The 24,958-nt window shown below is 42.9% G+C and carries 14 protein-coding genes and 1 pseudogene; 6 read left to right on the forward strand and 9 right to left on the reverse strand.

Annotated features, from left to right (window positions below):
- The first annotated feature begins 235 nt into the window (after positions 1 to 235).
- Positions 236 to 1,237 carry a hypothetical protein gene (locus tag QZ367_RS03615; protein WP_291937481.1) on the forward strand — a complete coding sequence of 334 codons (1,002 nt, stop codon included), beginning with the start codon at positions 236 to 238 and terminating at the stop codon, positions 1,235 to 1,237.
- A 385-nt stretch (positions 1,238 to 1,622) separates the two neighbouring features.
- Here the strand turns inward: QZ367_RS03615 and QZ367_RS03620 are convergent, their stop codons facing one another.
- The 3 genes from QZ367_RS03620 to QZ367_RS03630 all read right to left on the reverse strand — a co-directional run bounded on the left by QZ367_RS03620 (position 1,623) and on the right by QZ367_RS03630 (position 4,982).
- Positions 1,623 to 3,254 (reverse strand): cation:proton antiporter, encoded by a 1,632-nt coding sequence (locus QZ367_RS03620; RefSeq protein WP_291937484.1) that lies wholly within the window; start codon positions 3,252 to 3,254, stop codon positions 1,623 to 1,625.
- 489 nt (positions 3,255 to 3,743) lie between these two features.
- A complete protein-coding gene (locus QZ367_RS03625) occupies positions 3,744 to 4,055 on the reverse strand; it encodes a helix-turn-helix transcriptional regulator (RefSeq protein ID WP_291937486.1) in 312 nt (103 codons plus the stop codon).
- Between the two features lie 12 nt (positions 4,056 to 4,067).
- Positions 4,068 to 4,982 (reverse strand): DnaJ C-terminal domain-containing protein, encoded by a 915-nt coding sequence (locus tag QZ367_RS03630; RefSeq protein WP_291937489.1) that lies wholly within the window; start codon positions 4,980 to 4,982, stop codon positions 4,068 to 4,070.
- Positions 4,983 to 5,150: 168 nt separating this feature from the next.
- Between QZ367_RS03630 and QZ367_RS03635 the strand changes: the two genes are divergently transcribed.
- Complete coding sequence (locus QZ367_RS03635; protein ID WP_291937493.1) at positions 5,151 to 6,572, forward strand: Do family serine endopeptidase; 1,422 nt, start codon at positions 5,151 to 5,153, stop codon at positions 6,570 to 6,572.
- Between the two features lie 861 nt (positions 6,573 to 7,433).
- Positions 7,434 to 14,243 carry an autotransporter outer membrane beta-barrel domain-containing protein gene (locus tag QZ367_RS03640; protein ID WP_291937496.1) on the forward strand — a complete coding sequence of 2,270 codons (6,810 nt, stop codon included), beginning with the start codon at positions 7,434 to 7,436 and terminating at the stop codon, positions 14,241 to 14,243.
- A 707-nt stretch (positions 14,244 to 14,950) separates the two neighbouring features.
- On the opposite strand, the pseudogene QZ367_RS03645 reads toward QZ367_RS03640, so the two are convergent.
- The 6 genes and pseudogenes from QZ367_RS03645 to QZ367_RS03670 all read right to left on the reverse strand — a co-directional run.
- Positions 14,951 to 15,370: pseudogene (locus tag QZ367_RS03645) on the reverse strand (methionine ABC transporter permease); the annotation flags it as partial.
- A gap of 97 nt (positions 15,371 to 15,467) precedes the next feature.
- A complete protein-coding gene (locus QZ367_RS03650; RefSeq protein WP_291937499.1) occupies positions 15,468 to 15,980 on the reverse strand; it encodes a pyridoxamine 5'-phosphate oxidase family protein in 513 nt (170 codons plus the stop codon).
- Positions 15,981 to 17,141: a cell division protein FtsZ gene (gene ftsZ / locus QZ367_RS03655; RefSeq protein ID WP_040303139.1), complete on the reverse strand. Its 1,161-nt coding sequence runs from the start codon at positions 17,139 to 17,141 to the stop codon at positions 15,981 to 15,983. It abuts the gene before it with no gap.
- A 22-nt stretch (positions 17,142 to 17,163) separates the two neighbouring features.
- On the reverse strand, positions 17,164 to 18,537 hold the full coding sequence (ftsA, locus tag QZ367_RS03660; protein WP_291937505.1) for a cell division protein FtsA: 1,374 nt from the start codon (positions 18,535 to 18,537) through the stop codon (positions 17,164 to 17,166).
- Positions 18,530 to 19,987: a peptidylprolyl isomerase gene (locus tag QZ367_RS03665; RefSeq protein WP_291937508.1), complete on the reverse strand. Its 1,458-nt coding sequence runs from the start codon at positions 19,985 to 19,987 to the stop codon at positions 18,530 to 18,532. The genes ftsA and QZ367_RS03665 overlap by 8 nt, the downstream gene beginning before the upstream one ends.
- Before the next feature lie 132 nt (positions 19,988 to 20,119).
- Positions 20,120 to 20,680: a class II aldolase and adducin N-terminal domain-containing protein gene (locus tag QZ367_RS03670; protein ID WP_291937511.1), complete on the reverse strand. Its 561-nt coding sequence runs from the start codon at positions 20,678 to 20,680 to the stop codon at positions 20,120 to 20,122.
- Between the two features lie 64 nt (positions 20,681 to 20,744).
- On the opposite strand from QZ367_RS03670, the gene rsmH reads away from it, so the two are divergent.
- From rsmH to QZ367_RS03685, 3 genes are all read left to right on the forward strand, one after another.
- Positions 20,745 to 21,680 (forward strand): 16S rRNA (cytosine(1402)-N(4))-methyltransferase RsmH, encoded by a 936-nt coding sequence (gene rsmH / locus QZ367_RS03675; protein ID WP_291937514.1) that lies wholly within the window; start codon positions 20,745 to 20,747, stop codon positions 21,678 to 21,680.
- A 1,154-nt stretch (positions 21,681 to 22,834) separates the two neighbouring features.
- Positions 22,835 to 23,650 (forward strand): hypothetical protein, encoded by an 816-nt coding sequence (locus QZ367_RS10380; RefSeq protein ID WP_367116679.1) that lies wholly within the window; start codon positions 22,835 to 22,837, stop codon positions 23,648 to 23,650.
- Positions 23,640 to 24,710 carry a DNA recombination protein RmuC gene (locus QZ367_RS03685; protein ID WP_291937516.1) on the forward strand — a complete coding sequence of 357 codons (1,071 nt, stop codon included), beginning with the start codon at positions 23,640 to 23,642 and terminating at the stop codon, positions 24,708 to 24,710. The genes QZ367_RS10380 and QZ367_RS03685 overlap by 11 nt, the downstream gene beginning before the upstream one ends.
- Positions 24,711 to 24,958: the final 248 nt, after the last annotated feature.

The following is a 24,958-nucleotide window of genomic DNA, read 5'->3' on the forward strand; positions in this document are numbered from 1 at the left end:
AAGATAAATTTTGAAGCTAAATTTAGCTAGAAATGAAGCGTAAATTTAGCCTGCTAAAAATTTTATCGATTAAATTGCGAGAGCCGGTAAGTATTCGCTTTTAAAATTTAATGAGAAATCGGGATCGCTTGTCCGCTAAAAAAGAAGCAAGTCAAAAAACTCGCTTCATTAAATTTAAAACGCCACGGAGTAAAAAAGCAAAATTTGAGCTAAAATAACCGAGAAAGGCGGTAAAATGCAAACGCAAAAAGACAAAATCCCCGCGGACATCAGCCAAATTCCGCAAGAAATTTTAAAAAGCTACGATAGATTTCGCTTTTGTAGATATCTGTTTTTCGGGGCACTTTTGACCTTCCTGATTTATATCATCGTGTTTCTTACGTTTGTACATAATGCGCCCATAATGTCGTTTTCATGCATGCTCACGCTATCTGCGATAAATATACTCGTCTGCCTAAACAGGCTGAAGTATAAAAAATACGCCCTGCTCTTATTTAGCGATGCAGATAAGGCCTTTATGCTTATATGGATACATGTGGCTACGATATTTTACGTCCTTTATGCTTTGGCCGGATTTTATTTACAGATAAAATATCACATAGACTGGGATACACGTCAGATTATACCCGCTATTTTTATCGCTATTCCGGTGGCGATAATAACATATAACGCAAATCCGGAATTTGACGCCGATGAGACCGTGTATCTACCGGCGCCAAAATCGCAGACAAAAATTAGCAGAGCGATCGCTGATAAAATTTCCGGCGAGCAAAATTTTAACAAAACAAACGGCGAGGCGCAAGGCGCCCAAGATGAAACTGCTAAATTTGAGCAAAAATTTAATGACGCGAGCCTTGAAACAGAATCTATCCAAAGCAAAGAGGAAGCGCTAGAGTACGGCAAAGCTCTAGCACGAATTGCAAAAAATTTAAAGCAAAAATATCAGCTTCACCGTTTGATCAGATTTGCTTTCGTGAGTTTTGCAACAACGGTTTTTTTGATTTTATTTTTATCGGATTCGTACGAATTACACTGGGCATTTATAGTTAGCGCCGTTTGCACGATTATATTTTTCTTTTCAAAACGCAGATATAGCAAACTTTTCGTAGAAAATCCCGAAAAAAGCAATACGATTTTCGCGATAGAAAATTTTGCGATTGTGACATTGGTTTTGTATTATCCCATTATGGCTATAGCGTTATGGCTTGCCGGCGGCGGTAGTGAATCAGCGATATAGGGCTATTTTTTGGCTTATTTTATCTTCTAGCAGTGACGCCTGTGTCCGTTATTACTACCATCGTTTGCCTAGCACGCAACTTAAGCGTTTATAAAGAGATAAAAGAGTGAAATTAGTAAAATTTAAACGAATATCGCGCGAATATACTTCATCAGCTCCTTGTCGGAGTATCCTTTTGCTATGGAATGACAGCTTAAATTTAGAATTTAAATCAATCCAAAGCAGCACTTTGCGTCTTTAAATTTGCAAGCCCGCCATTTAAATATATCTATTTATCTGCGTTCATTAAAACGCTTCAAATTAGCTGAGCATAGAAGTAAGAATAAAGAGCGTGGATATTTTAGGCATAGCAAATGCGTTTAAATTTGATCTTAAACGCTCAAGGCTACTGCGTTAGCTTACATTTCAGCGCCTCTTGCAAAAGCGCATTGGCTACTACTCTCTCCTTTTTTACGAAGATAAAATTTTCGCCGTATTCGCTCTGCAGCTCGCTTTGCGGATCAGCGCCCGTATGCATCACTATGATATTTGCTTTTAGATTGGAGCCGTTTAGCATCTTAGCGACGATGTCGAGCTTTTGTTGATTTGCAATCGTTAGGATGATGACCGACGCTTCGCGCGCATGCAGCTCGTCGATCGCAGTTTTTTGCATTATATTTACAAAGTATATATTCTCTCCGCGCGATTTGCCCAGATCCACAAGCTCTAAATCGCTCTCGGCGACTACGTATAGCAGCCCCTGATCTTTAAGGCGTAGCACAACTTCCTGCCCTATCCTGCCGTAGCCTGCTACAATGATGTGATTTTTCATTGGAGGGATTTGAGTTTTATGCTCCTCATCTTCGAGCTTTTCGACCTTGGACTCGAAACGGTTGGCGATTTTGTTTAAATTCTTAAGAATAAACGGCGTTAAAATCATAGTCGCGGTTACGACTGTAATTAAAATTTGCCCGTTTTCCTTACTTAGCATATCGCGGCTCATCAACAGCGAAAAGATCGCAAGCGCAAACTCACCTATCTGGCATAGCGACAGCGCCGCTTTTAGCGCTATCCTTTTGCCGGTCGAGAGAAATAAGATCGCGTAAATTACAACCGTTTTAAGCGCCATTATAACGATAATAGCGAGCAGGATCAGCCCATAGTGCGAGACGATGACTTCAAAATTTATCTGCATGCCAATCGTGATGAAAAAAAGTCCGAGCAGTATGTCTCGAAACGGCGTCAGATCAGCCTCTATCTCGTGTTTATACTCGGTCTCTGCGATGAGCATACCCGCGATGAATGCGCCCAGCGTGTACGAAAAGCCAAAAACATGCGCCAAAAAGCTAGCCCCCACGACGGTAAAAAGGATGGTTGCGATGAAAATTTCTTTAGAATTTGTCCTTACGACGTAGTAGAGGAAGCGGTTAAAAGCAAATTTACCGAGCACGAAAAGGATCACTACCACTATGGCGGCGCTTACGGCGGTTTTTAAGATTAGATAGTTCACGGGGGTGCTGTCGGTCGAGCCGAATATGTCAATCATCAGCAAGATCGGAATGACAGCGAGGTCCTGAAAGAGCAGGATCCCAAGCACCTTGCGCCCGTAGTTTTGGTTGATTTCGCCTGTTTCGTTGAGCGTTTTTAGCACGATCGCCGTAGAGCTAAGCGCGAGCGCAAGCCCGATAATCATCACCGTTTTTATGTTTCCGCCGAAAGCTTGATCGATGATGAGCGCTAAGATAATACCGGTGCCGAGCACTTGGAGTATACCGTTAAAAAACACGTCCTTTTTCATGCTCATCAGGTGATGGAAGCTAAACTCAAGCCCGATGGTAAACATCAAAAAGACGATGCCAAATTCTGCTAGCTCGGACATATGGGCGTTTTCGACACTGCTTAGACTATAGATCTGTGAAAAGCACACGCCCGCAACAATATAACCGATGATAGTGGGAATTTCAAAAATTTTAAAGACGATATTTAGCACTATCGCAAGCGCGGTGATCGCAAGAAATAGCTCTATAACAAGCTCCATTAACTCCCTTTTTTGTAAGATTGTGCGTAAAATTTAGCGCTAAATTTATTGTCAAATTTTACATTATCCGCGACCATTTACCGGAGGCGATAATCGATGAAATTTTATCTTTTCATATAAATTTACGGGTAAATTTTATAATGTGATTTTACTAAAATCCCGCTTAAAAATAGAGAAATTATATCGCACTTTATCGCTAAATTTAGAGGTTCGCGACAAAATTTTAAAGCCCAGTACGGCTTGGAATTTTAAATTTTAAAACCAAATTAGATCAAGGCGGTTTTAAAATTTAATTGCAAGAAAATTCGCCCGGGTTTACTTAGCGCAACTTTAAATTTGACGCGCCCATAAATCTGCACTGAAAGTCAAAATTTATCGCTTGAATCGATGCTTAAAGAGGCGATCTTGCTTTTTGATAGCATTAAAATTTCAGCTTATAGCACCAGGATCTGATTTTTGCTGAGCTTTGAAGTCTTTATCTCGCAAACCTTAATCTGTCTCTCCGCCAAGCTCTAAAATTTTAGCCCGCAGCTCCTCGATCTCGCGCTCATACTCGGCGATCCTTTCTTGCAGGCGAAAGATCACGTCCACGCCCGCAAGATTGACGCCAAGCTCCTTTGTAAGGTTTAAAATCATGCGTATGCGGTCCATATCATGCGCCGAGTACAGGCGCATCTTGCCCTCCGTGCGCCCAGGACTCACGAGTCCTTCGCGCTCGTATTGCCGCAGCGTCTGCGGATGGATATCTAGGACCTTCGAAACTATCGATATGAGATAAACCGGCTCGTCGTAATCATGCATTTTGATGCCTCCTTATAGCTTTTGCAGCGCGGCTTTGACGTCCTCGCCCAGCGAATCGACGTCGGGCAAAACGACATTTACCACCGCGTATAGATCGCCTAAAATTTTACTCTTGCGATTTTGCACGCCGTAGCCTTTTAAGCGGTATTTCTGCCCGTTTTTGGTATTTTTTGCGATCTTTATTGTTGCGCTTTTGCTCGGCGTCGAAATTTCTACTTTTCCGCCAAACATCGCCGTTTTCAAAGGCACGTCAATCTTTTTGAAAAGATCGTCGCCTTCGCGGCTATACTCGGCACTTGGCGCGATTTTTATCTCTAAAATTAGATCGCCGCTTTGAGCGCCTGATTTTTGTCCCTTGCCCCTTATGCGCAGCTTCTCGCCAGCATTTATACCCGCGGGTACTTTAAATTTAACCGTCTCGCCGCTTATGCGCACGCTCATCTCGCCACCTTGTATCGCGGTTTCAAAAGGAATTTCAATCGAGCTGTGCGTATCTAGGCTCTGCGCGCCGCCAAATCCGCCACCGAAACTGCTGCCGCTAAAGCCACTAAAACCTTCGCCGCCACCAAAAGAGCTGAAACTAAATCCACCGCGCGAACCTGCGCTTTTTGCGCCGAAGGAGCCGCCGAAAATGCTGTTTAGGATGTCGTTTAGATCGCCCATGTTTGCCGAACCCTGCGCGAAATCGTGGAAATTCTGCCCGCCGAACATCTCGTCGCCGTGGCGGTCATACTGCGCCCGCTTTTTCTCGTCGCTTAAAATTTCATACGCAGCGTTGATCTCTTTAAATTTATCCTCAGCTCCGGGCTCTTTATTGATATCCGGGTGATACTTGCGAGCCAGCCTGCGGTAAGCTTTTTTAATCTCCTCGGCGCTTGCTGATTTATCCACGCCTAAGGTTTCGTATAAACTGCTTGTACTTGCCATTTTAATCCTTAAAATCTTAAAATTTATGTAGATTATATCATAAAACTTTAGTGAGTGTCAATCAAGTTTGCTAAATTCTATTTATAAATTTTAATTTTGCGTTAAGAATATATTAGCGGACAAAATTTATAATTCCGCCAAAATTTCATTATCACAAAGGAAGCAAAAATGAAAAAATCGATCATCATATCGATAGCTTTAGCAGGTGCGCTTTTTGGCGCCAGTATCGACATTAAAGAAGCTCCAAGCAATTATGAGCGCGTAAATCCGGGCTTTAATCAAGATGTCGTGCTTTCGTATCACAGCTCGCTTGCGGACGTGAAAAAATCCGTCGTAAATATCGCGACTAAAACCAAGATCAAAGCAGGCAACAGCCCGATGTCACAGATGTTTGACGATCCGTTTTTTAAGCAATTTTTCGACTTTGACATTCCGCAACAACAAGAGCGCGAGGGAAGCTCACTAGGCTCTGGTGTCATCATCTCCGAAGACGGCTATATTGTCACAAATAATCACGTAATAGAAAATGCCGACGAAATCGTAGTTACACTACTAGAAGGCGATAAAGAGTATAAAGCCAAGGTAATCGGCACCGACCCTAAAACCGACCTTGCGATCATCAAAATCGACGAAAAAAATCTCTCTGCGGTTAAATTTGCCGACTCGTCCAAGGCTATGGAGGGCGATATCGTCTTTGCTATTGGAAATCCTTTCGGCGTGGGCGGCACCATCACTCAAGGCATAATCTCCGCGTTAAATAAAAACAACATCGGGCTAAATCAATATGAAAATTTCATCCAAACCGACGCTTCGATCAACCCGGGCAACTCAGGCGGCGCACTAGTGGATAGTCGCGGCGCACTTTTGGGAATAAATTCCGCCATTTTAAGTCGCGGCGGCGGAAATAATGGCGTAGGCTTTGCGATCCCTTCAAATATGGTAAAAGAGATCGCTGAAAAGCTCATCACAAACGGCAAGATCGAGCGTGGCTTTATAGGCGTTACGATCTCAGATATGTCTAAAGACCAAAAAGAGCTCTATGAAAGCAAAGAGGGCGCGCTAATCTCAAGCGTCGAAAAAGACATGCCTGCCGATAAAGCAGGCATCAAGCGCGGCGATTTGATTACCAAAATAAACGGCAAATCTATCAAAAACGCCAACGAGCTAAAAAATTTAATCGGCTCAATGGCTCCAGGAAGCTCAGTGGATGTAGAATTTGAGCGCGACGGCAAAAGCAAGAGCACAACTATCAAGCTAGACGCGATGAAATCCGACTCCACCACCTTAGGCTCAGCCGGCGAGGACTCAAAAAGCGCAATAGAGGGGCTAAAGCTAAGGACGTTAAATGACAGCTTGCGCCGCAAATATAACCTCGACGACGATGTCTCGGGTGCCCTCGTCTTAAGCGTCAAAGATGGCTCAAAAGCCGATGATTACGGCTTTGAGGTAGGCGACGTGATCATCCAAGTCGGTCAAAACGATGTCAAAAGCTCAGACGACTTCGATCGATACATCAAAGATTACAAGGGCAAAAAGACCCTAGTCTGGGTCATCAGACGCGGAATTCCGCAAGGTCTTGTAATCCGCTAAGCTTGGTCCACCAAGCTTAGCTGCGAGAAACGCGCAAACGTTAAAATTTAACCGCGACAAGCCCAGCTCAAAGCATTAGCGGAGCATTGCGAGTAAGCAAACAGAATCTTTTGAGGTTTTGGACTTTTTGACAAGCGGAATTTCGAGCTTTCGAGCGTAAGAGATACATAAACTATAAAAATGGGCTTTTGGCGAGCATTAAAATGCTGCCGAAAGCCCTTTGTTATTTCAAACAGCTCCGAAAGCCCTTTGCCATTTCAAATACCACTGAAAGACCTTTAGCTATTTAAAAACACCTCTGAAAGCCTAGATTTCGCTTAAAATTCTTAGAATTTTACTTTTGTTTTCACTTAGAATTTTTAAAATTTAACCCTCCACGCCGCTACTTTATCGCTTTTGTCGCTTTGCATGGAACTGCTTTAAAATTTTAAACGACATATCGTAGAATTATGCGCTTCTAGCCTGGACTTCAAATTTTAATCCCTCTCATATATATTGCTTCGCTTTAAATTCCACAAAATCCAAATTTATAAAATTTATGCCTTGCCCTATTTCTCGATATCAGAAACTGCTGTCTTTTTATTCTAGCGCTTTTCTCGCAGCCTCGTTTCTTGGGGATCCCGCTGACTAAATTTTAAGGTCGGAATTTTAAAATTCCATCATTTTGTAATCGTAATTTTTCATTTAAGCTTCGATAACAAAAATAAGCTGAAATTTTACTTTATTATCGAAAACGTTACATCGCGATACCCATTTTTTCGCGTTAAGCTACCTTTCGTTAGAAATTTTATTAAATTTATTGTAAATAGGTATTTTTATAGTATAATGAATAGTTTTTATTTTTTACGAAGGATTACAACTATGAAAGATATTAAGATACCAATTATCTCAGGTCTGAGCATCGCTGCTACGCTAGCACTGATGCCGATGCAAGCTTTAGCCGACAATGCAATAGCGACAGTAACCGGCGGCGGTAGTGATGGTGTTTTGCATACTCCAGGCGACGGGTATTACTCGGGCGGCTACGAGGGAACTGGTAACGGAGGCGGCTCTAAAAATCATATAGTAACTATCACCGGAAGTGCTTCAGGCACTGATATGTCGGGATACAGTATATATGGTGGCGGTATGGGTAATTCTAACATTACACCTACGACATCGGCCGATAGAAATCAGATCACTATTCAAAACCGCGCTACCGTTACTACCGTAATAGGTGGTGAAGGTATAGGCGCAACAGGCAATACCGTAAACATAATAAATGCAACCGTTAATAGAGTTGTTCTCGGCGGCAACGGCACTTGGGCAGGAATGAGACCTCAATCGGGAAATGCCGTCGGCAACACCGTAAATATCGAAGGCAATAGCCATATAATCGGCGATAATAAAACAATGGGATACTTCCAAGCTATAGTATCGGGAGGTCGTGCTAGATATGGTCACTCCGCAGAAAATAATACGGTAAATATAAAAAGTGCAGCACAAATAGATAAATACAGAATAGAAGGTGCTACCATACACGAAGGTGGCTCTGCAAAAGGTAATAGCGTAAATATTACGGGTGCTATCGTCTTAAACAGCGGTCAAGAAATAGACGGCGCGGTATCTGTATCTCCAAATTTCGTTAGTACATTAGAGGAGAATTATGTCGTCATAAACAGCGCCGGCGCTAAGCTTCAAAATATAACAGGCGCCAATGCTACTAGAGAGGGCATTACCATTGGAAGCAACGCTACGGCGATCGGCAACTGGGTAGAGTTAAAAGCTGGACAAGTCGAGTCCACCACCGGCTCATATATGGCTGCAGTATCTAAAAATAACTATTCTAAGATTACCGGAGGAACCGTTATACGCGATGTACAAGGAGGCTTTGGCGGCGGCGGGAACACTACTCACGTCGCTACGAGCGAGGGCGACTATGCGAATATAAGCGGCGGCGAGATAGGCGGTAGCGCTTACGGCTTCCGCAACGTAAACGGAGAGATAAAAAGTAGTTACGTTGAAATGAGCGGAGGCAAAGTAGCACAAGATGCTATAGGCGGAAACAGCGTTAACGGCAAAATTTCAAACACCAAAGTAACTCTAAACGGTGGCGAAGTGAGCCACGATGTCATCGGCGGAAACAGCGTTAATGGCGAGGTTACGGGCGCCAGAGTAGATATCAAAAAAGGCGCTACGATAGGTCACGATATCATCGGCGGTAGAAGTGAAGAAGGCAAGGTCGAAGGTAGTTGGGTAGTAGCGGATTTAACAAATAAGACCGTTAATCAAGTAATCGGCGGAACCAATAAAATCGGCATCGGCAGCGGAACGGCAAATAATAACCACGTGCAAGTAACCGGCGGAACGCTAAATGGTGCTGCTCTAGGCGGACGCGGCGAGCAAGGCGTCAGCGGCAATGAATTCTCTGCAACCGGAGTAACCTTTAACGACAACGTTTCTGGTGGAACTACGTCAAAAGGTAATGCTACGGGAAACGTTTTAACCTTGTCAAATTCTAAAGTAGAGGGTGGTAAACAAGTCAAAGGCGGCAATGCTATGTTGTTGGGCTCCGCATCGGGTAACCGTGTAAATTTATGGGATCATACCACCGTAACGGGAGATGTTTTCGGCGCGGAGGCTGTGGGGGCAAATAGTGATAATAATACGGTACATTTATCAGATAGCACCGTCACCGGCACGATTTACGGCTTATACGGCACCGGTAGCGGCAGCGGCAACACCTTGATAAATGCTTCAAACGCTAGCAATCCAAATCAAGCGGGCAATATTGCTAGATTTAATGTTTTAAATTTCCAAAACATATCAAATGCATATTCCGATGCAAGCAAAGCCGCACTTCAAATCACGGACGGGGTTAAAACTAATATCAATAAGGCTAAATTTCAGCTTGGCGACCATGATTATGATGTAGATACTTACGCGATAGGCGACGGCGAGAAGCGCTATCTGATCCATAATGAAGCCAAATTTGAAAAATTTGATGAAAAGGTCAAGCACACCGATAATGTATTTACTATCAAAAATGCTACTACCTATTCGATGAATTTAAAGGGCTTGATGGAGGACGATGACGGAAAATCCATCGTAATCCAAGGCAAAAAGAAAACCAACCGCACTATCACCGACGGAACATTCGACCAAAGCGAATTTAATAAATACAAAGGACCTGCAGGTGAGGATCCTACTATCGATGTAGGCGAAGATCCAAATGCACCGGAGAATTTCGGTGGGCTAAATATCGATACGAATGCCATTCCTAAAGCCACGATAAATCTAGTAAGCGGTGATAATATCGGCACGATAAAAGCCAATGATGATGATACTATAAACGTAGGCAAAGACGGCAACAATCCACTAGTGCCGGGCAATATAACTGCAAAAAATATCGAAAAATCAGGCCCCGGCAAACTAAAGATAAATTTCAATTTGCCTAATAACTATAATGGAGGTAATCCTGCGATCAAACTTACGGACTCGGGCACTACTGATCTAACTGGTACTGATGTCAATGTAAATAATGCCAAAGATGGCACCACATACACACTCGTTAAAAAGACTAACGGCGGCACTATAAATTTCAACGATAGAGACGTCCAAAAAAACCAGACCTATACTATTACAGACAAAGATCACTATCAGTATGATGGCGAGACTTTTAGAAGAGAAAACGGCAATCAAGAGCTTGTTTATAAAAAAGGTACCATTACCAACGCTTGGGGCGATACCGATTTCGATAGCAGCGAGCTAACCAAAAATCAAGCTAGCAATAAAGCTGCGGGCGCTACTGAGCTATTCGGCAATAAAGGCAACACCGTAATCGTAAAAGAGGGCACAGGTAATCTAGGCAACAAAAACATAAGCTCAGGTAGAGCCGACGTCAAAGATACTGAAACGCCTAATACTATCCACAATAACTACACTACGATCAAAGGCGGAACGGGATTTGGCGATGTATATGCAGGCTATGGTGATAGCGGAACCCAAGATGTTCACGACAACCATCTAAACTTTGAAGAGACTTCAAAAGGCGCGGTAGTAAACGGAAATATCGGTGCAGGCTATAACGCTAATGGAAACGTTCATGATAATAAGGTAACCACTGATGATACCACCATTAACGGCAATGTCTACGGCGCACAGACAGCTAACGGCAATGCAGTTAAAAACATTGTAAATCTACAAGGCAGTAGAGTAGGTGGCGATGTATACGGCTCAAAAGCTAGCGGTTCTGCAACAAACAGTACCGTGAATTTAAGCAACACGCAAGTTGCTGGCAACGTCTACGCAGCAGATGCTGCTAGCGGCAGCGGTAATACCGTAAATTTCTATGGTGGTAAAGTCGGTAAAACTATCTACGGTCTATCTAGCGCAGGCGGCACAAATAACACCTTAAACGTATATAACGCCTCTACTCAAAAAACCGCAGGCGATATAGCAAATCTTAACGTATTAAACTTCGACGGAATTTCAAGCGCTAACGGCAGCGCTGCAACTGCAGCTTTGAATTTAACTACTACTAATGATACTAATATCATCAATGACGCTAAATTTAAACTAAATGGCGAAGAGTATGACGTAAATAAAGATACCTACCACTCGCTTAATATTGAGGAGGGTAAGGAGTATTATCTAATCCATAATGCCGGCAATACCTTTACAGGCTTCAAAGAAAAAGCTAAGCAAACGGATAATGAATTTACCATTACCGGTAAGAGTAGCTATGAGATTAACCTTAAAGGCTTAATCCAAAGTGCCGACAATCAATCTATCTTAGTTCAAGGCAAAAGACTTACCGGCAGAAATATATCTAGCGACGGCAAATTCGATAACGAAGAAATTACTAAATATACTCCGGATCTAAGCAATGGTGCTAATATTAACGTAGGAAAAACTCCGGGAACTAATAAAGATTTTGAAGGACTTGACATAGATACTTCAAATACACCTGGCGTTAAATCTAAAGTTACTTTGGTAGATGGTAAAAATATCGGCACTATCAAAGGAGATGCTGACGATACGATAAACGTAGGTAAAGAAGATGGCTCTTTAGTACCGGGCACTATCGAAGCTAAAAATATCGTAGGCGTTGGCAAGTTAAATTTCAATATGCCTAATGGTTACAACGGCGATCCGGCTCTTAAACTAACTGGCAATACCTCTACAAATCTAATCGGTACCGACGTTAAGATAAATAATGCTCAAAAAGATAAGGACTATACCCTAATCAAAGGCAACGCTGATATAAATTTCCAAGATAAAACCACTCAAAAAGAGCAAGTCTATAACATTATAGACAACGCTCACTATCAATATGACGGCGAGACCTTTAGAAAGCAAAATAACAATAAAGAGCTTATCTATAGAGAAGGCACCATTACCGATGCTTGGAACGACAACGACTTTGATAGCAACGAGCTAACTAAGAATAAAGCAGATAACGCGCATCAAGGCGGAACGCCTCTATTTGATAATAAAGGCAATACCGTAAATATCGTATCTACTGCAGGCGATCTAAGCACTAAATCCGTTTACGGCGGTGCGACACTAAGCGGCAGCACGGATGACGTATTTAACAATACCGTAAACATTAATGGTGCTGATACTAAAGAGATTTTCGCCGGTGCTTCTAAAGGTAGCGGTAGGGTTTACGACAACGTAGTAAATTTCAATGCAGGAAGCGTAGTAAATGCTATTAGCGGCTCTGATGATGCATCTAACGCAAGAGGCAATAATAGTGGCAACACCCTAAACGTAAATAACGCTTCCACCCAAAAAACCGCAGGCGATATTAAGAATTTCAATGCTCTTAACTTTGACGGAATTTCGGATGCTAACGGCAATGCTGCAACCGCTGCTTTAAATTTAACTACTAATGCCGATACGGACATTAATGACGCCAAATTTAAACTTGGCGGTGAAGAGTACAACGTAGATAAAGATACCTACGGCTCACTTAATATCGAAGAGGGTAAAGAGTATCACCTTATCCGCAATACTGGTAATACCTTTACGAGCTTTACAGAGAAGGCTAAGCAAACGACCAACGAGTTTACTCTTAAAAACTCTACCACCTACGATATAATGCTAAAAGGCTTGATTAAGAGCAGCGACGATCAATCTATCTTGATTCAAGGAAACAAGCTTACGTCTAGAAATATCACCGGCGGCGAGTTTGGAAACGATGAGATCAATAGATACAATCCGATCCCAAATCCTATAATAAACGTAGTTAACGAAAATCCAAACAATCCTACGAATTTCAACGGCTTAAATATCGACGGCGGCAACAACTCTACCGTAAATTTAACCGGCGGCAATAATATCGGAGATATCACCGGTGGAGCCGGAAGCACTCTAAACGTGGGTAAAGATACTACCAATCCAGCAGCTCCTAATTCGATCACCGCCAAGAATATCGGAGGGTTTGACGATATCAATATCTTTATGCCACCTACCGTTAAAGACGGCGATTCGATGATCAAGCTTACCGATCCTACAGCCAATACCGATCTAAGCAATATGAGAGGCAAGATCACCGCTTATGTTAGTGGAAATACTGATGTAGGAGATACCAGCACTATCCACCTAATCGATAAGCAAGGAAGCGGACAATTACTACTTCCTGATCCTTCGCATCTACAAACCAGGGTTCAACAAGGAGCTACCATAGAGTATGAGACCTACGGTATGGTAGACGCAAACGGAAGAGCATTGGATCTTAGATTTAGCGGTAAAAGAAGGGTAAAAGAGGATACCAAATCCTTCGCCGAAACCCGTGCCGCAAGCTTAGCCAGCTTAAAGAGCGGAAGCGAGTTAATTACCAACTACCTAGATAAGCTAATACCTGATGGACACTTAGAGCTATTTCCTTTTGCTATAAGCGAAGCTTACTCTCTAAGGTATGAGACGGGCTCACACGTAAATTCCAAAGGCTATGGAGTAGCAGCAGGCCTTGCCAGCTTAACTGAGAATTTCGCAGGAGATATCTTAAGCGGAGTATTCGTTGAATATGGAAAAGCAAACTACGATAGCTACTTAGATAGCGGTCTACATGCAGACGGAGATAGCGAGTATATAGGCGGAGGCTTGATGCTAAAGCAAAACTTTACTAGCGGCACCTACCTAGATGCAAGCTTTCACGTAGGTAAGATAAGCAGCGACTACAATAGTAACGACTGGACCTATGCTATAGCTCCTGGAGTATTAGCTCATAATGAGAAGTTTGATATCAGCTCAACCTATATAGCTACTCATATAGGAATAGGTCAGATCTTTGATCTAAGCCAAAGTAATAAACTAGACGTTTATACTAAATGGTTATATGCTTACACGGATGATGCAGATGCTACTATAAGCTCTGGCGAGAGATATCACTTTGATAGCGTTACATCTAATAGGCTAAGAGCTGGCCTTAGAGATACTATAAATCTAAAAGATGAGCATAACCTATACTTTGGAGGCGCATACGAGTATGAGTTTAGCGGAGATGCTAAAGCATCCACTATGGGACTTGACGCTCCTAAGCCTAGCCTAAAAGGCTCGACCGGAGTATTTGAAGCTGGCTATAAGTATGAGAGTAAAAACCTTATCCTTAGCCTAGGAGGCAAGGGCTATATAGGTAAAACAAGAGGCGGTGCTATCAATGCAGGGTTTGAGATTATGTTTTAAATAAAAGATGCGTAAGCCCTAGCTTGCATATCTATAAAATTTCAGATCCTATACTTAATTTCAGGGGCGGGAAATTTCTCGCCCCTTTTTAAATTTAGACGCTATGCACTAGATAAATTTCATAGCTTCGCTCTTATATACAGATAGTTATCTTAATTAAACGCGCCGTATCCGCCCGCATAAAATTTACTGCAAGCGGTGCAAGATAATTCATAAAATTCTATGCCGTTTTAAAATTTGCAATACGAAATTTCAAATTTAAAATTTACGGCAAAATTTCACTGCAAGGGTGCAATCAAATGAGCGAAAGCGGAGCCTTGCGAGTGAATGCCGAATCTCGCTAGTAAGAGTAGAGTCTCTCAAATGAGCTTTTATTATCTTCGCCAGGTTGCATCTAATTAGTCTTGCTAACAAGAGCAGAATTTAAAGAGCAAAGCAAAATCTAAAGTAAAGACGAAATTCTTTGGCAAGAATAGAATCTTATGAATATACACAACTATTTAGCAAGCCATCCATAGCAATGCTAGATACAATGAAATTTAAAAACCGGAGCATAAATAATTAAAAAATTTTAGAATTTTACTTATGAATTAACGGTTCATGGAATTTCGATTTCAAAATTCCATTTCACGCAATCTTAGCAAAAATTCTAATTGCAAACACCTTAGACATTTTACGCACCGTATTTAGTGATAAATTATATGCCCCTACTTTTTCGTAATTTTATAGAGTAAATTTCCTATGCTTTGTATGATCTGCACGAGTACGATCAGGATCACGACTGTGTATGCCATTACGTCGGGGCGGAAGCGTTGAAAGCCATAGCGGATCGCCACGTCGCCGAGCCCACCGCCGCCGACCGTGCCCGCCATCGCCGTAAATCCGATGATGACAATGAGCGTGAGCGTAATTGCGCCGATGATGCTAGGTAGCGCCTCGACGAACATTACGCGAAAGATTATCTGCGTCTTGCTCGCGCCGAAGCTCTTCGCCGCCTCGATCACGCCGCTATCGACCTCCAGCAGCGCGCTTTCGATGAGGCGAGCGATAAAGGGGGCCGAACCGATAGTAAGCGGCACGATCGCCGCGGTGGTGCCGATGCTCGTGCCGACAAGAAGCTTCGTAATTTGGCGATACGAAATTTAAAATTAAAATTTATCTAGCATTAAAACTTGAAATTTTAAGAAATCAAGCAATTTAAATTTAGATTTCTTAAATTTAATTCTATAAAATTTTAGCCTTTGCGGTTACGGATTTCATTTTGAGTTCATAAATTTTCGTGCGCTTTAATGATGCTCTGGAGGCGAATTCCACGCGCGACATATAGTTTGGGGTGTATTTTTCGCATAGTATCCGCAGGGCGTAAATTTTACGCTCGTCATCTAACACTTCGTTTGCTTCGCAAACGGCGATCGCGCTACGGTACTCCGTCGTATAAACTCTAGAGCCTAAAGCGGCAGCGTCGTTTGCGATAGATCGGTATTCTTCGTCGCTTGGGGTAGGAACGCGGTTGTAGCTAACAAAAACAGCCGTTACCGCGCGTCCGTTTTGAAAGAGTTTCGCCTTTGTACCGGCAGGCGCGCCGTGAATATAAATAATGTCTGCATCGCGCACGGGCGAGATAGGCACGCTAAAAATTTCGCCGCTCTCGTCGATGCAGCTAAGCGTAGCATATTCGCTCTCGTCGATGATTTTTAACGCCTCATCTTCGCTTAGCTGCCTATCTCGTCTGCGCATTTAGTCCATCTGGTTGCGTAAGAATGCGGGCTCATCGAGCTCGTCGTAGGTTTCGTCTCCGTTAAAATCGCCGCTACTTACCTTTTGTCTAGAAAAGATAGAATTTCGACCCATGCTCTCTAAAAGCGCCTTCCTGCGATCTGCTACGTTATCGCTGGCGACCTGCTTTTTTTCCTCGATGCTCCTTTCAAAGCCGGTGGCGATGAGAGTAACCTCGACGCGGTTATTTTCCATCTTAGGATCGGTGGTAGTGCCCCAAGTAACGTCGGCATCCTTATCCACGGTATCTTCGATGATATTCATAGCAGATTCGATCTCAAGCAAGGAGCAATCAGGCGACATCTTGAAATGCACTAACACGCCCATAGCGCCGTGGATGGAGGTATTGTCCAAAAGTGGAGATTGGATCGCGCTTTTTAGCGCTTCCTCCGCCGCGCCGTCGCCTTCGCTAACGCCGATACCCATCAGTGCTAAACCGCGGTGAGTCATTACCTTTTTAACGTCGGCATAATCGACGTTTATATCGCTATCGCCTGATTCTAAGATCACGGAGATCATGCCGTTTACGGCTTGGAATAGGACATTATCTACGATCTTAAAGGCGTCTTTTAGACCTGTTTTTTTATCGATGATCTTTAATAAATTTTGATTTGGGATGACGATTATAGAATCACACTCTTTTTTAAGCTCTTCAAGACCTTCTTGTGCTAGTCGCATGCGCTTTTTACCCTCAAAACCGAAAGGGGTAGTAACGACGCCGATAGTTAGCGCCTTTTTCTCTTTTGCAGCTTTTGCAACGATAGGTGCGGCGCCCGTGCCGGTACCGCCGCCTAGACCGGAGCCCACGAAAACGATGTCAGAGTAGTCCAAGCGGTCCTTAAGATCGTCGTAGTTCTCCTCCGCAGCCATCTTAGCAAGCGCAGGATCCATTCCGCAGCCAAGGCCTTTGGTGGTGTTTTCGCCTAGTAAAATTCTAGTATTTGCGATCGACTTTTCTAACGCCTGTGCGTCGGTGTTAGCCACCATAAGCTCAACGTCGGTTTTGGTAAATCCTTCGCGGATCATATGATTTATCATGTTGCATCCGCCGCCGCCGACGCCGATAACCTTCATCTTGGCACCGTAGATGCCCTTTCTTTCTTCCATACTATATCCTTTCACGAGTATCTCCTTAGCTTAAAATTTAAAACCAATTTTTCATAGACGACCAAATTTTATTGAAAAAATTTGTTCCGTCTTTTTTAGGAAGTTGGATATTCAAATCCTCCTTCTTAGTCGCAGTTGCACCGCCGTCCGCTCTAACGCCGTCTTTTTCTATCGCCTTGCTGACCTCTTTTTCATAATATTCGTTCACGTTTCGTTTCGAAGCCTTGTTTATAACTTCGTCTTTGTAGCGGAGTTTGCCGTTAGAGTCCATCTCGTAAGGGGTAAATTCGCCAAAGCCATACATGCAAAGTCCTAGTGCGCAAGAATTTGAAATATCATCGGCGATCTCGTGCAAGCCGCCCACACTCTTTGCTCTTGCGACCCTAACGGAAGTGTTATCAAAAACTATCGCCGCTAAATCGCGCACGTCGTCTAGCTTCGCCATGCCGCCGGTGATCACGATACCTGCGCCTATGCGGTCTTTATAACCGCTTCTTTCGATCTTGTCGGCTATCATATCGAAGGTCTCTTTAACGCGAGCGAGTATGACTTGAGAGATGATCTCAAGGCTTATGATGTGGTTTTCCGACTCGCTATCGCCCAAAGCAGGCAGCTCAACTTCGCTATTGCCTTGATTAATCAGATCGTTATAGGTGATCTTTATGTTTTCCGCATACGGAAGCGGCGTATGCAGAGCGCGCGATAGATCATTAGTAACGTTATTGGAGCCAAACATCACAACATCGTTATAACGTAAGGAATTCCCCAGGTGGATGACTATATCGCAAGTAGCACCGCCCATATCGATCAGTACGACACCTAGCTCTTTTTCGTCCTTGCTAAGCGTAGATATAGAAGATGCATAGCCAGAAAGGACGATGTTATCTACCTTTACACCCGCCATCTCAACGGATTTTTTCAAATTTTTAATAGAGCTTTCTGGCGCAATAACGATATGCGTAGATACCTCTAGACGCGTGCCACTCATACCGAGGGGGTCTTCGATGTGTTCCTGCTCATCGACTCTAAAATCGTACGGAAGCACATGTAAGATTACACTATCGCTAGGCACGTTAGCCTGAGCTTCGGCAACCTGCATAGCACGCTTGATTTCATCTAGTCCGATCTCATTTTCCATAGTTATGACGCCGCGAGATTTAACGCTTTTGGCATATGAGCCAGAGATCGATATAATAGCTTTATCGTAGCTTCTGCCGGCGCCTTTTACCGCTGCTTTTACCGCCTGTTTTATTGAGCCCGCAGCTTGCTCTATGTTTGTTATAACACCCTTTTTGATACCTAAAGTATCGGCTCCGCCAACGCCTAAGACCGTAAAAATGCCATCATTTTTAGCGATTATCGCGCGAATTTTAGTCGAGCCTATATCTAGACCTAAAATATATTCACTCACTGTCTTTACCTTTAAAATATCTTTCGGTTTTATAGCGCTTTTCTAGCATTTTGGTTAGATCGTCTTGCAGATTGGAATTTAATAAAGCGGTTATCCTATCAGCTACGATCGTTTTTTCTTTATCTATCTCTTCGCTGCTACCTAGGCTCTGCTGTGAAATTTTATACACTACGGCTTTGTTATCAAACATCACTATCCCTTCTTTAGCCGGCTTATTAAACATATCGATAAGAAATTTATAAAATTCGTCATCGCTTAGCTTGGTATTGTTTTTACTATTAAGAGATAGCGTGCCGAAATCTTCGCCTTTGAAATTTTTAAGCGCATCTTGAGCTCTTTTTTCAAGTAGCTCTTTACGTTTTTTCGTTTCAAATTCTTTAGAAGCCAAAGACTTAGCCTCTTCAAAGCTCATCTGCCTAGGCTGCTCTACACCGTTTAGTTTAGCAATCAAATATCCGCCTTTGTACTCGAAAGGCTTGATGACATCTCCTGGCTTTGCAACCTCAATCTCAGATATTGGAAAATTGCTAGCCGTAGCGACTATGGTTTCATTAGTATCGAGCTTGCCTTTTTTAATCTCCAGATAATCCTTTGTAGCGTCTTTTTTAACCTGATCCATTCGGTAATCTTTTAAGACGTTAGGTTTGGCTTCTGCAAAATCCAATAGTTTATCATCCAGGCTTCTATACTCGCCTCTGTGTTCTTCATAAAATTTACTTAGTTCGGTCTCATTCACATCGGCATTGCTAGGTGCCACAAAATACGCTCCGAGAGTATATTTTTTCTCAGTCATAAAATGTGATTTCTCGCCTTCCCAAAATTTCTTTAGCTCGTCATCGTTAAAAGTGACGTTAGCGTCTGCGTAGACTATCTCTGCAGAAACCTTATCCTGCATCAGCTGCGATGCAGCAAATGCTTCTACGATCTTAGGACTAGGCGTTATTTTTAGCGCTTTGCCGAGCTTTTCTAAAGTTAGGACCTTTTGTAGATTGCGCTCAAATTCTTTTTTAGTAAGTCCAGAATTTTTTACTACGTTGTTGTAAAGTTCCTTACTAAATACGCCATTTTCTTGGAAATTCGGCGAGCTTACTACAAACTCCGCGACATCTTTATCACTAGCCTGAACGCCTAGATCTTTAGCAAAATTTAGAAAATATGCCTCGCCAATTAGCTGATCTACTGCGATCTGATCTAGATGCATATTTTTGGCTTGTTCTTGAGTAAATTGCCCATCGCTCATAGCACTCAGCCTGTTGTATAGTTCGGAATATTTTGTGTTTAGTTCTTGATTTGTTATAGAGATCTGTCCTACTCTAGCGATTGAGCCTGCGCGGTTAGCGTTCATATCATATGCGCCCCAGCCGACGAAGCCTGCGCCCACGAAAGCTATCGTGCTTATCCAAATCGTCGGTATAAGCGACTTCTTATGCTTTTGCATCCATTCTATCATCTAAATCCTTAAATAGCTAACTAAAGAAATTTTTTGTTAGTAATTATACAGATAAAACCTTATGTAAGGCTGAAAAATAGGCATTTTTAGCGAATTATAACGCGTTAGTAAACGATTTGGTATACATTAATCTTAGCTTAGCAAAAGCAGCTTTGAACTCATTTCTAAAATCGCTATTTTTTTTGCCATTTGCTGCGCGCTCCTTGCATGGGCAAAAACCCCATAGCCGCGAATCACCATTATATCGCTATTTTCATTTATCATATAGTTACAAATTTCATACGGCGCGCGCTCGTGCCAGTCGTCGTAACTCTTAGGATCGTAAATTTCAATGCGCTTAAATTTGTTCGCCCCAAAGTAATCTCGCGGCAAAATAAAATCATGCTCCAGCGTATATGCGACGAGATATGGCGGTGTCGCGTAGGTTACAAATTTCGCCTCTTTTATATTTTTGTAAATATTTATATGTATATCGCTATCGATGCTAGCATCCTGCCAGCGGTAGTCTTTTTTTGAAAACAGCGTTATAAAATCATCTCTATCCAGGCTATCGAAAATCGCGTCTTTTTTGTTGATCAAAAATTGATTTTCTTTAATTTTTGCTGAAATCGAGCCGTGAAAGATCCCAAAAAGCCTATCTCTAAACATCGAAAGCGAAATTTTGCGTAAAATTTCATAATAATACTCGTCCATCTCTCGCCTTTGTAAAAAATTTCGCTATTATATAGGATTAGAAATTTCAAAAGGATAAATTTAAGTGCAAGCTCCACATATTCCGGTACTTTTTTCGCAAACGATCGCAGCATTTTCGCAGCTTGAAGACGGCTATGTTATCGACTGCACGCTAGGCTACGGAGGGCACAGCGAGGGCATTTTGACCGCTAATCCGCACCTTAAACTCATCGCTTGCGACAGAGATGCCGAAGCGGTGGAATTTTCGCGCGAGCGGCTCAGTAAATTTAAAGATCGCATAGAAATTCACAAAGCAAAATTTAGCGAAATTTTAGAAATTCTGCCCGAGCAAAAGCTCCGCGCAGTTCGCGGGATATTAGCCGACATCGGCGTTTCATCTCTTCAGCTGGATAAAAACTGCCGCGGCTTCTCCACTAAAAGCGACGCGCTGGATATGCGAATGGATGAGAGCGCAGCTCTAGATGCGGCATACGTCGTAAACCACTACTCACAAGCAGATCTGGCGCGCATTTTCCGCGAATACGGCGAGCTAACAAACGCTAACGCAATCGCTGCCAAAATAGCTACTGCGCGGACTAACGCACCACTAACAAGCGCTAAAGCTTTGGCAAATTTAATCGGAAAAAAGCCCGTTAAAGGGCGCAACATCAGCACGGCTACGCTAGCATTTCAGGCGATCCGCATCGAGGTAAACGACGAGCTTGGCGAACTAAAGCGCCTGCTCGCGCTCATTGAGCAAAAATCGCGCGATTCAATTATAACTAATGCAACTGTCGCTATAATCTCATTTCATTCGCTTGAAGACCGCATAGTAAAGGAGCGATTTAGGGCGTGGGAGCGCGATTGCGTCTGCCCTAGAGAGTTTATGCGCTGCGAATGCGGCGGCGGGCATTCGTTAGGTAAAATCCTAACCAAAAGCCCTATAATAGCGGACGCGCAAGAGCTTGCAAAAAACTCGCGAGCTGCAAGCGCGAAGCTAAGAATTTTTCGACTAAAATGACCGCCTTTGATTGCTATGAATTTTAAATTTTGACGAAATTTTGTAAAATTTATAGATTTGCAGGCATTAAATTTTAAAATTTTATGGAATTTTAAAATCCAGCTTACAAAGATTCGCTTTAGAATTTATGATATTTTCAGCGCTACTTCGAACGCGCAATGTCTAAATCATAAAATTTAACATTGAATTTTACGCTAAATTTAATGTATAATTTTATGAGATTTATTAACTGCTACATATTTTAAAAACTAAGTGGCAGCATGGATACAAAACAGAGTGAGAGTTAAAATTTGGCGCCTAAAGCAAGCGGCGTAATGTCAAATCTCACCCTTTGCTTTAACGAAATTTTGTAAGCGAGCAGTAGTTTCATTGACATTTTAGATGATAGAGCTTATCTTGCAAGCGATATCTTTCGCTTAGCGTTTTAAGGCGCATCGAAGACGCAGTAAAAATTTTAAGCGGTTTTTCAGACGATTTGACAAAATTTTATAAATAGTCAATCTTGGTAAAGTGAGCTCTATTTTTACTTGTCAAAATGAATTTCCCAAAGAGGCGGTGTAAATAGGCAAAGATATTAAAATTTCGCTTGCCAAGATAGAATTTTGCAGATAGATAGCGGATAAAGTAAATGAAATTTCGCCGCAAATGCAAAAACTATCAACGTAAAAATTTTAAACTAGGCAGCGGGACTCAGCAGATAACTCTGCTGCTGATATAAATTTTGCAAGCCGACAGCGTATAAAATGGGTAAAATCAGCATAATTCTGCTCGCTACGGCGGAATTGATCTTTACCTAAATTCCACGAGCCTGCCGGTGCAAAGGCGAGCAAAATTAACGCGATGCTTCTTTTGAAGCTTCTGCTTGCTATACAATATCGTGCAAAGAGCCAAATAAATAAACGTAATAGCCCGCTAAATTAAAATTTTACTTTTGCTTGCCGAGATAGAATTTGGCAAGTTAAGATAAAATTCCATTTACCGAGGTAAAATTGCAAAGAAAAATTTTGCTCGTAACTTTGGCTTTTAAATTTTACCTTAACGGCTCATTACTGGGCGTACGCTAGCTGCGGGTTTCGAGCAGAATTTATCTTGACGCAGGCGCTTTGGCAGCAAGTAAAAATAGGATCGTGGTTTTAAATTTATGGAGATTTTAGATGAACAAATATGAATATTTTGCCGACGACGATGACGGGCACGACTTCGCAGGGACATCCGATCTAGCGGGCATAGAGCTCGCAAAAAGACGAGCTATGGAGGATCTGACGGATGAGGAGCTAGAGGATAAGCTTGCCGCGGATCTTTCCGTAAAACGAAACTACGCGGGCGCAGCGGGCGGTTACGACGATTTTACCGGCTTGGGATTCGAAAGTTCAGGCTTTACAAACACCCAAAACTATCTAAATTCCGAAAGCGGCGGAACAAAATTTAATAAAAGCAGCAAAGTAAAATTAAAAGGACGTGGCGGCGACGCAAATCTTTCAGCCAATCGAGGCAGCGAGAAATCCGCAAGCGAGGTAGGTTACAGCAATTTTACAGGTGCCAATTTTACCGGCAAGGTGGATTATGCGGCGTTTGCAGATGCAAGCTTTACAGGCACGCAAAATCAAAATTACGCGGATCTGGGCGCGCAGGATTATTCAAGCCTTGCTGCAGGGCGCGGCTACGGCGGCTTTGCTGGCGCGCAGGACGAGCTGCTACGTAACTACGACGCCGAGAAAAAAAAGGAGAAAAATCTCACGCTTTATCAGCTTTTAGTCGTTTATCTGCTGATCGGATTTGCGTTTTTGCTGACGGTGCCGGCGATTTACATCCGCAACGAAATTTATTACATCAGCCGCGACATCGCCGCGCTTCGTACCAAGCACGAGGTTTTGCTTGAGGAAAATCGCGCGCTTAACAACGATATCGAATATCTACGCTATAAAAATGAAATTTTAGATCCACAAAGCGTACAAGAAAATGGGCGCTGATGGGATTTTGCTCGCGGCGTTTGCGTTTTTTGCTGCGCTAGTGCTTGCCTTGCTGATCGCGCTCGTGCTACAAAACCGCCGCATAAACGATGCAAACTCCACGCTTAGCGAGCTTTTAAACGAAAAACTCACGGCTCAAAGTGCGAGAGCAAGTGCCGAGCTTTTTAAGCTAAATCAAAGCCTAAATGACGGCTTTAGTGATAAATTCTATTATCTTAATAGATCCCTGGGCGAGGGCTTGCAACGCCAAAACAGCGCACTTAGCGAAAATTTAAGCTCGCTGGATCGCGGCTTTAAGGACATAGCGGAAAATCTAGCGCGAATGAGCGAACAAAATAAAACTTCACTTCAGGTGCGTGACGAAATCGCAAGGCTAAACTCGATTTTAGGTAATGTAAAATTACGCGGCAACTTCGGCGAGTACCGATTAGAGAGAATTTTATCGATGATTTATGGGCAAAACGCCGCGTTTTACGAGCTGCAAAAGCATCTACCAAACGGCAGGATCGCGGACTGCGCGCTACATATCGCAAAAGAAAAAATTCTTTGCATCGACTCAAAATTTCCACTTCAAAGCTATGAAAAAATTATCGCCGCCTCCGCCTCAAACGACGCCGCAGCGCTTGCTAGCGCGGATAAGCAACTCGCCGCCGATATGAAAAAGCACGCCGCAGATATCGCGGAAAAATACATCATACCGCCTCTTAGCACGGAGTTTGCGGTGCTATTCGTGCCGAGTGAGGCGGTTTTCGTCTACGTCTGCGAGAGGCTGCCGCAGGTGCTTGAATACTGCGCGCAAATCGGCATTTTTGCGGCATCACCCACGACGCTACTGGCGCTTTTAGGCACAATCCGAATTTTCGCAAAAGACGAGGCGCTCGCGCAAAATATCAAATCGGTAAAAGATGAAATTTACGCGCTAAAATCGGACTTTGAAACGCATGCTAAGTATGCGACGGCGCTTCAAGCATACGCAGATAAGCTCGCCGCGCAAGCAGAGCTTTTAAACAAAAATGCAAAATCTCTAAAAGCCCGCTTTGAGCGTTTTAGCGAGCTGTAATGAGGCGAACCGTAGCGTACAATGCGGCGCTTCGGGCGGCCTTAGCACGCCGTAACGCGGCGGAATTTCATAGGCAGGCGAGTGGCATTCAAATTAAATTTGCACCTCGCCTATTTTGCAGATAAAATTCCCATTTAGGGTAGATAGATAGAATTTAAAACTCAGCTTAATGGATTTGTTACGCGAGCGAGCAGAATTCAAAGGCTGTCTGACGCGCATAAAATTTGATCGGCTAAATTTTATGGACG

Source organism: Campylobacter sp., assembly GCF_019423325.1.
In the GTDB taxonomy this organism is placed as follows: domain Bacteria; phylum Campylobacterota; class Campylobacteria; order Campylobacterales; family Campylobacteraceae; genus Campylobacter_B.